This is a genomic window from Aurantimonas sp. (assembly GCF_964217435.1).
Classification (GTDB): Bacteria; Pseudomonadota; Alphaproteobacteria; order Rhizobiales; family Rhizobiaceae; genus Aurantimonas; species Aurantimonas coralicida.
This window is the reverse complement of record NZ_CAXPJM010000013.1, coordinates 59,796-72,766: the sequence shown is the minus strand read 5'-3', so window position 1 is coordinate 72,766 and position 12,971 is coordinate 59,796. Positions and strand designations below refer to the sequence as shown.

The 12,971-nt window shown below is 68.1% G+C and carries 14 protein-coding genes; 4 read left to right on the top strand and 10 right to left on the bottom strand.

The window, feature by feature from the left end:
• Positions 1-49: 49 nt before the first annotated feature.
• From ACEQX1_RS07115 to ACEQX1_RS07075, 9 genes are all read right to left on the bottom strand, one after another.
• Positions 50-1,300: a hypothetical protein gene (locus tag ACEQX1_RS07115; RefSeq protein WP_370193919.1), complete on the bottom strand. Its 1,251-nt coding sequence runs from the start codon at positions 1,298-1,300 to the stop codon at positions 50-52.
• Positions 1,301-1,541: 241 nt separating this feature from the next.
• A complete protein-coding gene (locus ACEQX1_RS07110) occupies positions 1,542-2,873 on the bottom strand; it encodes an MFS transporter (protein ID WP_370193918.1) in 1,332 nt (443 codons plus the stop codon).
• Positions 2,870-3,922 carry a helix-turn-helix domain-containing protein gene (locus tag ACEQX1_RS07105; RefSeq protein WP_370193917.1) on the bottom strand — a complete coding sequence of 351 codons (1,053 nt, stop codon included), beginning with the start codon at positions 3,920-3,922 and terminating at the stop codon, positions 2,870-2,872. The genes ACEQX1_RS07110 and ACEQX1_RS07105 overlap by 4 nt, the downstream gene beginning before the upstream one ends.
• A 150-nt stretch (positions 3,923-4,072) precedes the next feature.
• The gene (locus ACEQX1_RS07100; protein WP_370193916.1) at positions 4,073-4,498 is read right to left on the bottom strand and encodes a hypothetical protein; all 426 of its coding nucleotides are present in this window, start codon (positions 4,496-4,498) and stop codon (positions 4,073-4,075) included.
• A 49-nt stretch (positions 4,499-4,547) separates the two neighbouring features.
• Complete coding sequence (locus tag ACEQX1_RS07095; RefSeq protein ID WP_370193914.1) at positions 4,548-4,970, bottom strand: hypothetical protein; 423 nt, start codon at positions 4,968-4,970, stop codon at positions 4,548-4,550.
• A gap of 67 nt (positions 4,971-5,037) precedes the next feature.
• Entirely contained in the window at positions 5,038-5,550 is a 513-nt protein-coding gene (locus tag ACEQX1_RS07090) for a hypothetical protein (RefSeq protein WP_370193913.1), read from the bottom strand.
• Between the two features lie 59 nt (positions 5,551-5,609).
• Positions 5,610-6,014, bottom strand: a complete 405-nt coding sequence (locus tag ACEQX1_RS07085; protein ID WP_370193912.1) for a hypothetical protein — start codon at positions 6,012-6,014, stop codon at positions 5,610-5,612.
• A 149-nt stretch (positions 6,015-6,163) separates the two neighbouring features.
• Positions 6,164-6,607 carry a hypothetical protein gene (locus ACEQX1_RS07080; RefSeq protein ID WP_370193910.1) on the bottom strand — a complete coding sequence of 148 codons (444 nt, stop codon included), beginning with the start codon at positions 6,605-6,607 and terminating at the stop codon, positions 6,164-6,166.
• A gap of 78 nt (positions 6,608-6,685) precedes the next feature.
• Positions 6,686-7,015: a DUF4087 domain-containing protein gene (locus tag ACEQX1_RS07075; RefSeq protein ID WP_370193908.1), complete on the bottom strand. Its 330-nt coding sequence runs from the start codon at positions 7,013-7,015 to the stop codon at positions 6,686-6,688.
• Positions 7,016-7,477: 462 nt separating this feature from the next.
• Here ACEQX1_RS07075 and ACEQX1_RS07070 point away from each other — a divergent pair, with 462 nt between their 5' ends.
• Positions 7,478-8,752, top strand: a complete 1,275-nt coding sequence (locus ACEQX1_RS07070; RefSeq protein WP_370196652.1) for an adenylate/guanylate cyclase domain-containing protein — start codon at positions 7,478-7,480, stop codon at positions 8,750-8,752.
• 30 nt (positions 8,753-8,782) lie between these two features.
• Here ACEQX1_RS07070 and ACEQX1_RS07065 read toward each other — a convergent pair whose 3' ends face one another.
• The gene (locus tag ACEQX1_RS07065) at positions 8,783-9,586 is read right to left on the bottom strand and encodes a DUF2189 domain-containing protein (RefSeq protein ID WP_370193905.1); all 804 of its coding nucleotides are present in this window, start codon (positions 9,584-9,586) and stop codon (positions 8,783-8,785) included.
• On the opposite strand from ACEQX1_RS07065, the gene ACEQX1_RS07060 reads away from it, so the two are divergent.
• From ACEQX1_RS07060 to ACEQX1_RS07050, 3 genes are read left to right on the top strand one after another with little or no spacing between them, the layout of a single operon-like run.
• Complete coding sequence (locus ACEQX1_RS07060) at positions 9,574-10,317, top strand: Hpt domain-containing protein (protein WP_372521425.1); 744 nt, start codon at positions 9,574-9,576, stop codon at positions 10,315-10,317. The two genes, ACEQX1_RS07065 and ACEQX1_RS07060, sit on opposite strands and share 13 nt — an antisense overlap.
• Entirely contained in the window at positions 10,314-12,365 is a 2,052-nt protein-coding gene (locus ACEQX1_RS07055) for a hypothetical protein (RefSeq protein WP_370193902.1), read from the top strand. The genes ACEQX1_RS07060 and ACEQX1_RS07055 overlap by 4 nt, the downstream gene beginning before the upstream one ends.
• Before the next feature lie 11 nt (positions 12,366-12,376).
• Complete coding sequence (locus ACEQX1_RS07050; RefSeq protein WP_370196651.1) at positions 12,377-12,955, top strand: hypothetical protein; 579 nt, start codon at positions 12,377-12,379, stop codon at positions 12,953-12,955.
• Positions 12,956-12,971: the final 16 nt, after the last annotated feature.

The window sequence follows — 12,971 nt, the reverse complement described above, 5'->3', positions numbered from 1 at the left end:
CCCTACCGCCAGCGTCGAACGAAAGGGGCTCGAAACCGGCTGCCGCGATCTACCGGCCGGCCAGCCGCAGCAAAGCCCTGCGTGCCCGTGACAGGAAACGCCCCGGCACCCCCGGAATCGAAGACTGCGTCGCAGGCTGCACCGAATATTCGTAGAGCTGACGCGAGAGTTTCTGGAACTCGCTGTACGTCCGGTCCGAGACCGTCGCGACCTGCATTTCGAGTGCATATTGCTGGGTCGCAACGCCCTGGATCTCGTAATACATTCGGTTCGACAGCTCTCCCACGCGCTGCCCCGCCTCGGCCGCCTGAAGCCGCGCCTCCAGCCGGGAAAGCCGGGTATCGGTCCCGATCTGGTCGAGCCTCCTGAAGATGGCGTCCGGCAGGCTGATCGTGCTGGGCGTGCCGAACCGCGCCACCGGCCGGACCGTGATCTGATCGCTGATCGGCGGCATGTCCGGGACCTCGGCGCCCGGCAGCGAGAATGCCGGTTGGGTCGAATCATGGAAACGCTTGGCCGACGTCAGATACGGTTCCACGTCCTGTCCGCGATAATGCTTCTGCACGGCCATGCGATGATGCGTCGTGTCTTCACCCTTCTCGGCGATGCAATAGGTCGATCCGTAGCCCGGAACGCGCACATAGGCCGCTTCCGCCACCGGCCCGTTCGGCGTGTCGATATAGGGATGGTAGTGGAAGAGATCGACGCTCTGCCCGAGCTTCGGATCGTCGAAGGGCATGTCGCAGCGCGACGCATAGACCTTGGCGTCGGCGAACTCGTTCACCAGGCAATAATCCATGATCCAGTCGGGCGTGATCTTCACATAGGCCGAGGGGAAACCGTTCGACCAGGCGAAGATGAACATCCGGCCACCCGGGCGCAGCATCTTCGTCATGTTGCGGACCATCGACAGGGGATCGAAGACGTTGTCGAGCGAGCCGCCGTCGATGATAAAGTCGAACCGGCCGATCAGCTCTTCCGGCACCTCGCCGCAGACGTCGAAGATGTAGTCGGCGCCTTCATACGGGCTGATGTCCGCGACGAAGTACTTGTCATTGCCCATCGCCCGGAACAGCGAGGCGTCGAGGATCGGATGCTCGCCCTCGCTATGATGTGTGTTCAACGTGTCGGGTTCGAAATCGGTGCGCACGGGCGTCACGCCGTGCCGCGCCATCATCGCGAGAATCTCGTCCGGGCTCGGTGAGATATGTTGTCGCCCGACCGCCAGCACTTCGCCGGTGATCGGCTTGTGCGAGTGTTCGTGGATCAGCAGCTCGACCTCGATATGCCCCATACCCATGGACGTTCCACCTTATTGTTTTGAGATGTCGGTCCGGTCGCCGCACATGGAGCGGCCCGCAACTGAGGCGGGAGCACTGCGCCGCCTGGTTGAGATAGACATGTAAGGGACACTTACGTCAATGAAGGCCTTCAACCAGGCGCGCTAGCGCCCCGACCACCGTCTTCCGTAGGCCCGAAATCTCCGGTGTCTTGCCAAGAGATTCAGGAGTTTTCGCGGCAGGAGGCTCCGCCGGGACGGTTCAGGCGCGGGCTTTCCGCGCACCGTTCGGCGCACCGGCATCGCCCGGCAGGACAGTCCCCGCCAACCGCTCGAGCCTGGCGGCCTGAAGTGCCGAGAACGTTCCGAGCAGGGCGCCGAGGGCGAGGACGGCGAGGGTCGCCTGGCGCAGGCCGGCGGGGCCGGTAAAGACATGGTCGCTGAACCATCCGACCGTCAGCGGCCCGAGGCCCAGCGAGACCATCGTGACGATGAGGACGAACAGGCCCGTGGCCCGGCCGCGCAGGCCCGGCGGCGTCATCCGCTGGATCGCAACGAGCCCGGCCGGCGTCGTGAAGCCGAGGCAGAAGGTGATCGCCGCAAGGGCGCAGAGCGCGACAACGAGGTCGGCCGAGAGGCAGAAGACCGCGCCGGCGAACAGCGCCGCGGGCAGGGCGACGACCGCGACCCAGGCCGATGGGGCACGCACCCCCCGCTGTGTCAGCGCATCGATCGCCCAGCCCCCGAAGACGTTTCCCGCCGGGCCGAAGCCGACCACGATCGGGCCGAACAGGAGACCGCTGGCGGCCGGGGTCAGGTCGAAGCCCCTGACCAGCAGCGTCGGCCCCCAGGCCGCCGTGACCTGGACCAGCAGGATCGTTGCCGCCGACGCGCCGAGATAGGCCAGATACGTTCCCCAGCGGCCGGCAGCGACGGCGAAGATGCCCGGCGGGCGGGGCGCGTTGCCCTGGCTGCGCGGCGTCTCGTCCATGGCCGAAAGCCAGGCGAAGGCGACGAGGTTGAGGATCAGCGAGAGGAGCAGCAGGGTGCGCCAGGGCGCAAGGCTCGCCAGGGGACTGCCCGGACCCCACAGGCCGATCCAGCCGAGCGCCACGCCGCCGCCCAGCAGCGCCAGTCCCCGGCCGAACGTCGCGGCGGAGGTGAAGACGGCGATCGGCTTGCCGATCCCCCGGCCTGCGAAACTGTCGGCGAGAAGGCTGGTCGCGGCCGGCACGAGCGCCGCTTGGCCGAGGCCCACCAGCATGCGCGCCAGCACCAGTTGCGGATAGGATTGCGCCAGCGCGCAGGCGGCCGTTCCGACGGTCCAGGCGAGGATACCCGCCTGGATGATGCGGCGCCGGTCGAACCGGTCGACCAGGTAACCGAGCGGGACGATCGCGGCGGCATAGAGCAGGACATAGGCCGTGCCGTGCAGGAAGCCGAGCTGGGTGTCGCTTAGTCCGAGCTCTGTCTTGATCGGACTGAGGACAAGGCTGAGGAGATGCCGGTCGAGCGAGGAGACCAGATGCACCATGGCCAGGGCGAGCGCCAGGTTCCACGCCCCGTTCGGCCCCGCCCGCATGTCAGGCTTCATGAAGTTGGGGCTTGCGCCCGCATGTTGAGCGAGCTGACCCAGGGCGCGAAGCCGTCGCGTCCCGGCACCACTGCCATCACCGTCGGTAGGGAGGCGGGGCCGCCCTGGCGTCGCCGGAACTGTCCGGGCGGCATGGCGAAGATCTCGCGAAAGGTCCGGCTGGCATGACTTTCGCTGGCGAAACCGCAGGCGAAGGCGAGTTCGGCGATGCTGCGCATGTCGCGGCGTTGGCTGAGCAGCGCACGAAAGCGATGCACCCGGCGCCGCCGGATGTAGCTGGCGACCCCGCCATGGGGCTTGAACATCTCGTAGAGCCGCGAGCGCGAAATGCCGGCCTTCGCGGCGATCACGGCGGGGTCGAGATCGTGCCGCGACAGCCCTTCCTCGATTAGCTCCTGGGCGAGCTTGAGCTTGCCCCGCGCCTCGGCGCTGGCGGTGCCGTCGTCCTGGCGTAGCGTGATCATCAGGAGCTCGGAGAAGATGCCGACCATGCCGTTGACGGCGTCGGCCGACAACGTGCGGGCATTGCGGGTCAGCGACGCCATGAAATCCGCCAGGAGCGCGCCGCGCTCGGCGCTCAGGATGCGGCCATGCAGATCCCGGCCACCCAGATAGGCGCGCTCGACGACGTATCGCGCCACCGAGAAGGTCAGGACATGGGCGTTCCCGCAGCGATTGCCGTAGGGCCGCCCGGTATCCAGGATGATGATCTCGCCCGGCCTGACGGTCGCAGCCCCGTCGGCGGTCTCGACGACCAGCACGCCGGACAGGTTGAGCTGCATGACGAAATGCTCGAACCCGTCCTGCCGGATCCGCTGCGCCGACCGCTCATGGGCGACGTCGTTCAGCCAGCGCTCGAAAATGACCAGCTCGCCCAGCGGTCGCGCCTCGAACTGCGCGGCAAAGCCGGCGCCGAGACGGGTCACCTCGGTGCCGCCGGCATAGAGATCGCGATAGGCTTCGAAACGGTCTTTCAGGGCGAAGGCGTCGCTGGAAAACCGCATGACGGGAACGTCGGGTCGTGCGCGCCCATCCTCACTCGTCGACACCAGTCACTCCCCGCCTCATGCAACGTCCCCCAATCGTGTCTAAGGGGAAAATCCGTTCAATCGCAATGGCTCAGAGGCGAAATGCCGAAGGGGTGACCGGCCTGCACCGATCGGGACGCGGAGGGGCGCCGGGACCGGCCGCCGGAACGCTCAGCGCGCTGCCGCGGACCGGCGACGCGTGACGCGCCGGAAGACCAGCACGGCAGCGCCGGCGAGGATCAGGACGACGAATTGCCAGACGGCCACCATGGCGACGACGATGGCGTTCTGGCCGTCCGGCGCCGCGAAATGCAGGGCATGGGCGTCGAGTGCGGTGCCACCGGCCGCGCAGATCAGGAGAAGGACGAGAAGAACGCCGCGAAACCGGCCGGATGTTGCGAAGACCAGCCCGGCAAGGCCGGCGACCGGCGCGATGCAGGCGGCCAGCATCAGTACGCTGATGCCGATGTCGGACGCCGAGGTCAGGGCGCCGGCGACCAGGAACTCGCCGGTCAGATAGAGGCCGTAGAGCGCCAGCGTCGTCCGCGCCAACGGCCGGGCGAGAGCCCGGCGCTCGGAGGGTTCGTTCGGCCCCATCAACTGGGCCGGGCCGGGCGGCGCGTGGCGAAGGGCGGCACCGGCGAACCTAGTTGGGGTAGGTGTAATAATAGAGGGCGCACATGTCGGCGTCGCTGCCGGGAATGTCCTGGGTGTCGAAGACGGCCACCGCGACGTCGCTGTCGGCGCCCCAGCTTGCGATATAGGTCACCGGCCCCGAGCCGCAGAGCCGGTTTCCGTTGAGCAGCACCGGATCCATGGGCGCCGCGACGGAATAGACCGAGGCGTTGACGGTTTCGCCGTCCACCACGAAGCTGTCGCCCACCAGCTCATCGAAATCGAGACGGGTCCCGTCGGCGAAGACCATGCTGAAATCGTCCATCTCTACATCGCCGGTGATCGCCATGGCCGTGGTGCTGGTGGCGAGCAGCGTCTCGGCCAGGACGATCGACGTGGCGCCGACGAGGAGCGCGAAGCCGACGCAGGCGGCAATCAGAACGGGGCGGTTCATGCGGATTTCCTCAAGGTAGGCGATGATCGGCGGGTGGCTCGAATGGCCCGGCACCGGTTGTCGCGGATCAGTTGCAGCTCGACAGGATGCCGTCGACGCTGGCGCCGCCTTCGTGACAGAAGATGCCGCCCCAATGGAAACCGGTGCCGCGCGCCGTGGCGACCCGGAACCATTTGTAGCCGTCGAACCAGATCCCGGTGTCCTCGAGGATCTCGATCTCGTCGCCGTCTCGCAGCGAGGCGATCCTGCGGAAATCCATCCCCGGCCCTTCGCGCAGGATGCCGCCATAGGAAAAGCCGAGCATCGTGCCGGAGGGCTGGGATGCCGACCCGCCGCCGACGCCGGCTTCACGCTCCATCTCGACCATGGTCTGCAGGTCGCCGACGCATTCGTTCGGAACGCCGGACCAGAAATCCGGCTCGCTGCTGCAGTCGGTCATGCTCAGGGCGCCGTCCTGGTCGCCGCAGGTCTGCCGGGCCTGCTGCTCGCACCACGGATCGAGCGCCTGTGCGGCAGCGGGACCGCTCGCATGGAAGGTCGATGCCAGCATGGCCGCGGCGCAGAGCGTGACGAGTTTCATCGGCTGGATACCTGTCGGAACGTGGATGTCCGGCGCCATCGGCCGGCGCGTTCTGCGCGTCAATTGACGTAGACGTAGAGGTAGCCGGGATAGACCTCGACGCAGATGCGCGGCGTTCCCCGGACGATGGCCCGCAGAACGCTGGGATCGGTCTGGCCATTGTCGAGCATGGCCGGGATCTGGGCCCGGGCACTGCTCGAGCCGAACGTGCTGTCATCCTGATCGCCGCGGTCGCGATAGCCGAATTTGTGGAAATTGGCCCGATCCTGACGCAGGATCGAGGCCGCATCCGTCAACTGGAAGCCGTCGGAGGCCGATTTGTCGTTCTCGGTGATCGTCGTGCAGAATTCGTCGACGATGCCTTGCGCGACCGCGGGCGACGCCAGCGCCAGGCCGGCGACCACGAGAATGCCGCGGATGGTGGAGGTCATGGTCGTCGCCTCGTTCGGGTGGGGACTGGACATGAATGCCGCGCCGAGCGGCACGGAACAGTCGAAGCCGGTGTCCGGTACCAGGCCAGTCTAGGCGGGGCGCCGCACCTGCGGAATGCCTGTCCATCCCGCTCTTTGGCCTGTGCGTCCATCCTCGGAACGCATCGCCGGAACGCCGCGCCTCAATGGCGTGGCACGACGATCTGGTTGCCGTAGATCGCGTCCGCCCGCATCTCGTCCGAAGGCGGGTCGAAACACTGGCCGATCAGCGCCGACCATCCGGACGGAAAGCTGGGCTGGTCGAAGGTGATGATGGCCTGGCCGAAAGCCGCCGACCGGGTCCCGTCGGGGCCGGTCAGGGTTGCGGCGCAGTCGGAATCGCCGCTGGGACCGATCCAGTAGCCATGGAAGGTGCCGCGATCGTCGATCGCGGCAGACAGGCCCGGAACATACAGGCGCACCCGCTGGCGCGAGCGGCCGACGGGATAGCTGAGCACCGCGACGCCGTTGAAATCGTCGTCCCAGGTGACCTCGCCGCCACCGGGCAGGACCCAGGCTTCGTCGCCGAGTGCCGGCGACACGCAAAGGGCGGCGCCGAGGAGCGCCGCGAACGCTCTCTTCTGCATGGGAACGCTCCGTTCGAGAGGGGAGTTGCTGTCGCTGCACTGGACCGGAACCCAGCATAGCAGGTTGGTGCCGGATCGTCAGTTGATCGAGGGCAGGGCGGGATCGGCGAGGCAGGCGTTCAGCGGGCGCGGCTGCAGCCGGTCGATCCGCACCACGATGGCGCTGCGGTGATCGACGACCCCGTCGAAACACGCGCACCCATAGCCGTAGGAGCCGTTCGTCTCGACCCATTGGTCGGCGGCGAATTCCGGCCACGAGATGTCGTGGAACCGGTTGCCGAGATCGCGGCCCTGTTCGGAAAGGGTCCAGGTGCCGTCGGCATCCGTCAGCCAGAAATTCGCCGGTGTCGGATTGGCCAGCCAGCCGCAGCGACGCTCGGCCATCTCCCGCACCCCGTTGGCCGCCATGCGGACCGGGGTGTCCGTCGAAACAGGCGCGGCTACCGTCGAAGCGGTCTGGCCGGCCGGCGCGGAGACGGAAGATACGGCAAGCACGACGGTGCAAAGGGCAAGGCGGAGAGCCCCGCGACGAAATTCGGACACGCGTTGTCACTCCCGGTTTCCGGTGCGCCGGCAGGATTGCCGCGACCGGAGAATCTGTGCGCGGCGCGGGCGACGGTTCGTTCACCGCATCCCCGTCTCGCGCTGCGCCGCCATCATCGGCAGTGGCGGCGGTCGCGGCAATGCCCCCGCGTCCCGCATCCATGCCCCAGAATTTCAGGGCCTCGAGCCGCCGAACCGTGGAGCGGCCTGCGCGACAGAGGCCGCCGGTGCCGGCCGGCAACACTGCCGGCGGCGGCGTCCTGTCACTCTTGCGCCGCGGCGCCGGCATCCCCATTCCAAGGGGATCAGCGCCAGATATTCGAGGACATGACGATGGAGCCCACTCGCTCTGCAGGCCGGGTCGATTCCTGCGACACCGGGACCTGGCCGCTCCATCGCACGCGGCTTCTCGACTGGCTGGTGCGCGAGACCCAGGACGAGCGGTTCATCGACGACATCTTCCAGCAGCTCTGCGACCGCCTGCGGGCGGGCGGGCTGCCGGTGGCCCGCGCCACGGTGCATTTCCGCATCCACCATCCGCAATGGCTGGGCGCGCGCATCCTGTGGCGCCACAATACGCCCGACGCCGATATCCAGACCTATCAGCACGGCGCGCTGGAAACGGCGGAATATCTTGAAAGCCCGATCGCCGCGGTGCATGGCGGCGCCAGCGAAGTGCGCCTGCGCCTCGCCCGCGAGCCGGCGGCCGACGAATACTCGCTGTTCGGCGAGCTTCGCGCCGAGGGCATGACCGACTATGTTGCCTGGCCGCTGGAGCACACGTTCGGCCGGCGCCACGTGGTGTCCTTTGCCAGCGATGCGCCGGAGGGCTTTTCCGACGCCGATCTCGCCTTCCTCGCCGACCTCCTGCCGGCCTTCGCGCTGGTCAGCGAGATACGGCTGAAGAACCGGCTCGCGCGCACCCTCCTGGAAACCTATGTCGGTCCCCATGCCAGCGACCAGATCCTCGCCGGCGCCATCACCCGGGGCAGCGGCACGACGGTCGCCGGCGCGATCATGGTTTGCGACCTTCGCGACTTCACCCGGATCTCCGAGCTGTGGCCGCGCGACGACGTGATCGAGCTCCTGAACGGCTATTTCGACGCGATCTGCGAGCCGGTCGAGCGCCATGGCGGCGAGATCCTGAAATTCATCGGCGACGGCCTGCTGGCGATCTTCCCCCTCGACCGGCCGACCGCCTGCGATGACCTGCTGAAGGCCCTGGCCGAAGCGCAGCAGGCGATGGATGTCCTCAATGCCGGCCATGTCGCGGCCGGCCGCGAGCCATTGCGCTATGGCGTCGGCATCCATGTCGGCGACGTGATGTACGGCAATATCGGCTCGCGCAACCGTCTGGACTTCACCGTCATCGGCCCGGCGGTCAACGCCGCCGCGCGCCTGGAAAACCTGACCAAGACGGTGCAGCGGCCGGTGCTCCTGTCGCGGGCCTTCGCCGAGCGGGCGAGCTGCAGTTCGGCGCTCGAAAGTCTCGGCAGCTTCCCGCTGCGCGGCGTCGGCGAGGACATGGAGGTCTTCGCCTTCTCCGGCGCCGGATGCGATTCGGCTGTCATCACCGAAACGGCCGTCGCGGCGGCTTCGTAACGCCGCCGCGCGTCGCCCCGCCCTGCGCGTTCAGCCGCCGGCTGGCGCCACCGCGCGGCGGTAGAGGTGCCAGCTGGCGTGGCCCAGAACCGGCAGCACGACGGGCAGGCCGATCAGCAGCGGCAGCGAGGCCGCGAAGACCAGCCCCGCCACTATCAGGCCCCACAGAAGCACCGTCCCGGGATTGTGCAGCATTACCCGCACGGAGGTCGCCATCGCTTCGGCGACGCCGCCATGGCGGTCGAGCAGCAGCGGAAACGAGACGACGGTGATGGCCAGCGTCACGAGCGCGAAGCCGAGGCCGACCAGATTGCCGACGCCGATCAGCGTCCAGCCGCGCGTGGTGGTGACCATCTCGCCGAGGAACGCGCCGTAGGACCCTGTCACGAACAAGCTGCCATAGAGCCAGATATAGATCGCCTGGGCCGCATAGAGCCACGCCGCGAAGATCAGCAGCAGCAGGCTGGCGAGGCCGAGGATCGACGGCAGTGCCGGCGAACGCAGCACCTCGAAGGCGTCCGACCAGCTTGCGTCGAGCCCGCGCTCGCGCCGCCGGCTGATCTCGTAGAGCGGGATCGCCGCCACCGGGCCGATGAGGGCAAACCCTGCGACCAGCGGGAAGATCAGCGGCAGGATGTCCTGATCCGCCGCCCAGACGCCGATCGCCAGGCCCATCAGCGGATAGACCAGGCACAGGAAGGCGTAATGGGTCGGCCGGGCCGTGAAATCGGCGATGCCGGCCTTCAGGCAGGCGACGAGATCGGCCGTGCCGATCCGCCGGATGTCCGGGCCGATTGTCTCTGCGGAATGCGGGATGCTTGGTGCGGTCGTCATCGTCCAGCTCCTTTCAGAAGTGGTCGAATGAAGCGAAACGGCCGGGCCTGAGCGCCTGCCGGCCCGTCGCCGCCGCTCGTGCCGCAAGGGTACACCCGAAGGCGAAAACGGTCCATCGCGATCCGGATTGTGAGGCAATCGCGCATCACGTTTTCGTTCACGTCACACGCCCGTTTGCGGTGGATGCGACCGGTGCGCAGCCGGCACAAGTCAATCCCCAGATTTACGGACTTGCCGATCCCGCCATATCCGATAGCTCCGAAAACGTGCTGACGGAGGCTGCAGGGATTCGCGCGAATTCTGCGGTAATGCCAGCAACGGGCCGCATCGTGGCTGGATCAGCCAAGAGTTCACACGATATTTGTGATCGAAAGGCGAGGTTATACTGCGACATGGGCACGGATGACTTCCGCAGCAGGATATTCGCGCTTGGCCAGCGGTTCCATGCCCGCTTCCCGGGGCAGGTTACCGAGATCGAGACGACCCTGGCGACGGCGACCGCCGACCCCGCGGCCGTGGTATCCCTGCGCATGGCGCTGCACGCCATGGCCGGCAACGCGCCGACCCTCGGCTTTCCGCAGATCGGCGCGCAGGCCCGGCGGCTCGAAGCCGTGATCGCCCCGGTCGCCGAAACGAACCGCAGCCTGACGGACGACGAGAAGCGACAGGTCGAGGACGGCCTCGAAACCCTTCGCGCGCTTCGGGACGAACAGAACGAGACATATTCATGATGCTTGCCCGCAAGACGGTCGCAGTCGCGATCTCGGTCATGGCCTGTGCGGCCGCCTCCGGAACCGCGCTGGCCCAGACCGCACCGGCGGGGCGGCCGGACCAGAGCGGGCAGGCCGTGCAGGGCGCACCGGCGACGGTGCCGACCGGGACCGCGGCCTCCACGAACGACGCGGCAACGCGCGCAGCGGGCGTGCGACGCGTCATCGGCCTCGGCGAACTCGGCTTCGACGAGGGTTTGCAATTCTCCGGGCTGAACGGCGAGCGCGAACTGTTCTTCCCGGTCGTGGCGGAGGCCGCACAGGACATGGTGCTGCGCCTGTCGCTACGCTCGCAGAGTGCGTTTGCCAGCCAGCGCAGCATGCAGGTGCTGGTCGGCGACCAGATCGTCTTCGCGCGCGGGCTCGGCAACGAGGACGAGAGCTTCACCGTCGAGAAAGCCATCGATCCGGCCAGCATCGAGAACGGCTTCGTCAAGGTGACCCTGCGCTATAGCGGGGCGATCACCGAGGATCGCTGCGTCGATCAGCGCGTCGCCGGCGACTTCCTGTCGGTCCTGCCCGGTTCGGCGCTGGAGGTGGCGCTCGATCCGGCCGCGCTCGACACCATTGACCGCGTCCTGGCGATGATGCCGGACGACGTCGTCATCCGCATGCCCGAACGCGATCTGCGCGAAGCCGAGATGGCGGCGCTGATCCGCATCAACGCGGCGCTCGTCGCCCGCAACGCCCGCGTCACCTTCGACCGCGCGGCCGATCCGGCGGCGACCGACGGCTCCGGGGACGCGCAGTGGACGACCGGCACGATCGCGCTGGGCTTCGAACCGCCGGCCGATGCCGGTCCCGCGCTCGCGGGCGCAGGCGGTCTCTCCGTCCTGTCGCTCGGCAACGCGCCCGGCCTGCTGGTCAGCGGCGACCGCCCCCAGGCCGCCGCCGAGCTGCTCTCGTCGCGCTGGCAGTCCCTGGCGCTCGGATCGTCCCTATCGGTCGCGGCGGCAAACGATGGCGAGGACACGGCTTCGGCGACCAGCTTTGCCGATCTGGGCATCCCGCTCACCAGCGCCAGCCTGGTCGATCAGGTCGTCTTCGACGCCGCCTTTCTCGGTTCGCAATTGCCCGCCGGCACGCGCCCGTCCCGGCTCGATCTCGATCTGGCGGTGGCGACCGACACCCGCGGCTCGAACGTCACCATCGCCGCCTTCCTCAACAATTACCTCCTGGCCAGCACCACCTCGCCGGGCGGCAATCCGGTGACCCTGTCGGCATCGATCCCCGCCGGGCTCGCCGGCCGCGAGAACGCGCTGCGGGTTCTGGCCCAGCGCCAACCCGATACCGGCGATTGCGCCAACCCGCCGCAGGGCTTTCCCGTGCAGCTTCTGCCGACGAGCAGCATCGAGACGACCGCGCTCGGCCGGCCGGCGGCGGAGTTCTTCGAGGCGACCTCGGCCTTCGGTTCCGGCGTCACGGTCTTCATGCCCGAGGCCGCCGCCGGCTCGCTGAAGGGAGCCGCCGCCGCCTCGCTTGTCGCCGGCATGATCTCGGCGGACACGCCCTTCGATCTGCGCTACGGCCCGGTCGGTGAAGCGCCGCAGGTGCCGTTCATCCTCGTGGCGGACACGCTGCCGGAGGAGATCGACAGCCCCGTCCGCTTCGACGAGGGCCGCGTGCGGTTGACCGATGCCGGGGGCGATCCGCTGCTCGATCTCGGCGGGCTCGACGACTACACCATCGTGCAGATCGTGCGGGCCGGCGATGTCACCGGCCTCTGGATCCGGCCCGACGCCGATGCGGCGTCCGGCGAGGCGGCGGCGCCGATCGTGCCGGTCGCCCTCGACCGGGGTGACGTCGCCCTCGTCGACGAGGCCGGCCTGGCCTTTGCCTTCTCGACCACGCGAGACCAGCTGGTTCAGGTCACCTATCCCGATCGCCTCTCACTGACGGATCTGGCCCGGCAATACTGGCCGTGGATCATCGGCGCGCTCTGGATCATCGGCACGCTTATCTTCGTCACCCTCCTGTCGCGCATCTACCGGCGTCGCCGGGCCGGCTGACCGCGATGGCGTTGAGCGCAACCGACGTCGCGATCGGCAACCGTCTCGTCCAGAAGCGGCTCATCACGCTGGCCCAGCTGGACGAGACGCGCACGCGCGCCGAAGCCTGGAACGTCAGCCTGATCGACGTCCTGTTGACGCGGACATGGGCCCGGCCGCTCGAACTCTACCGGACCGTCGCCGAGCATTTCGACCTGCCCTTCGTGAACCTGATCGACGAGCCACCGGACGACGCGCTGCTCGATCCGGCCGACCATGACGACTGCGCCCGCAACCTCGTCCTGCCGTGGCGCCGCGTGAACGGCCGGCTGCAGATCGCGACGGCCCGGCCGGGTCCGGAGGTCATTCTCTTCCTGCGCCGCAAGTTCGGACCGGCCTTCGACCTCGTCGTCACGTCGAAATTCGATATCGTCTGGTCCCTGCAACGGGTGTTTCGCGAGGACCTGTCCCACCGGGCGGTCTACGAGCTCGCCGAGATCGACCCGGAAATGTCGGCCCAGCGGGTCATCACGACCAACCAGATCGTCGGCGCCATGGTCTGTTCACGCTGCTGGCCGTCGGCTTCTATCTCGCGCCGCTCGGCACGCTGATCGCCATCAACTGTCT

What these genes read in the sequence shown, in the direction of transcription:
- ACEQX1_RS07115 (WP_370193919.1), bottom strand. Translation starts at nt 1,300, where the DNA reads ATGGGTATGGGGCATATCGAGGTCGAGCTGCTGATCCACGAACACTCG.
- ACEQX1_RS07110 (WP_370193918.1), bottom strand. Translation starts at nt 2,873, where the DNA reads ATGAAGCCTGACATGCGGGCGGGGCCGAACGGGGCGTGGAACCTGGCG.
- ACEQX1_RS07100 (WP_370193916.1), bottom strand. Translation starts at nt 4,498, where the DNA reads ATGGGGCCGAACGAACCCTCCGAGCGCCGGGCTCTCGCCCGGCCGTTG.
- ACEQX1_RS07095 (WP_370193914.1), bottom strand. Translation starts at nt 4,970, where the DNA reads ATGAACCGCCCCGTTCTGATTGCCGCCTGCGTCGGCTTCGCGCTCCTC.
- ACEQX1_RS07090 (WP_370193913.1), bottom strand. Translation starts at nt 5,550, where the DNA reads ATGAAACTCGTCACGCTCTGCGCCGCGGCCATGCTGGCATCGACCTTC.
- ACEQX1_RS07085 (WP_370193912.1), bottom strand. Translation starts at nt 6,014, where the DNA reads ATGTCCAGTCCCCACCCGAACGAGGCGACGACCATGACCTCCACCATC.
- ACEQX1_RS07080 (WP_370193910.1), bottom strand. Translation starts at nt 6,607, where the DNA reads ATGCAGAAGAGAGCGTTCGCGGCGCTCCTCGGCGCCGCCCTTTGCGTG.
- ACEQX1_RS07075 (WP_370193908.1), bottom strand. Translation starts at nt 7,015, where the DNA reads ATGGCGGCCAACGGGGTGCGGGAGATGGCCGAGCGTCGCTGCGGCTGG.
- ACEQX1_RS07070 (WP_370196652.1), top strand. Translation starts at nt 7,478, where the DNA reads ATGACGATGGAGCCCACTCGCTCTGCAGGCCGGGTCGATTCCTGCGAC.
- ACEQX1_RS07065 (WP_370193905.1), bottom strand. Translation starts at nt 9,586, where the DNA reads ATGACGACCGCACCAAGCATCCCGCATTCCGCAGAGACAATCGGCCCG.
- ACEQX1_RS07055 (WP_370193902.1), top strand. Translation starts at nt 10,314, where the DNA reads ATGATGCTTGCCCGCAAGACGGTCGCAGTCGCGATCTCGGTCATGGCC.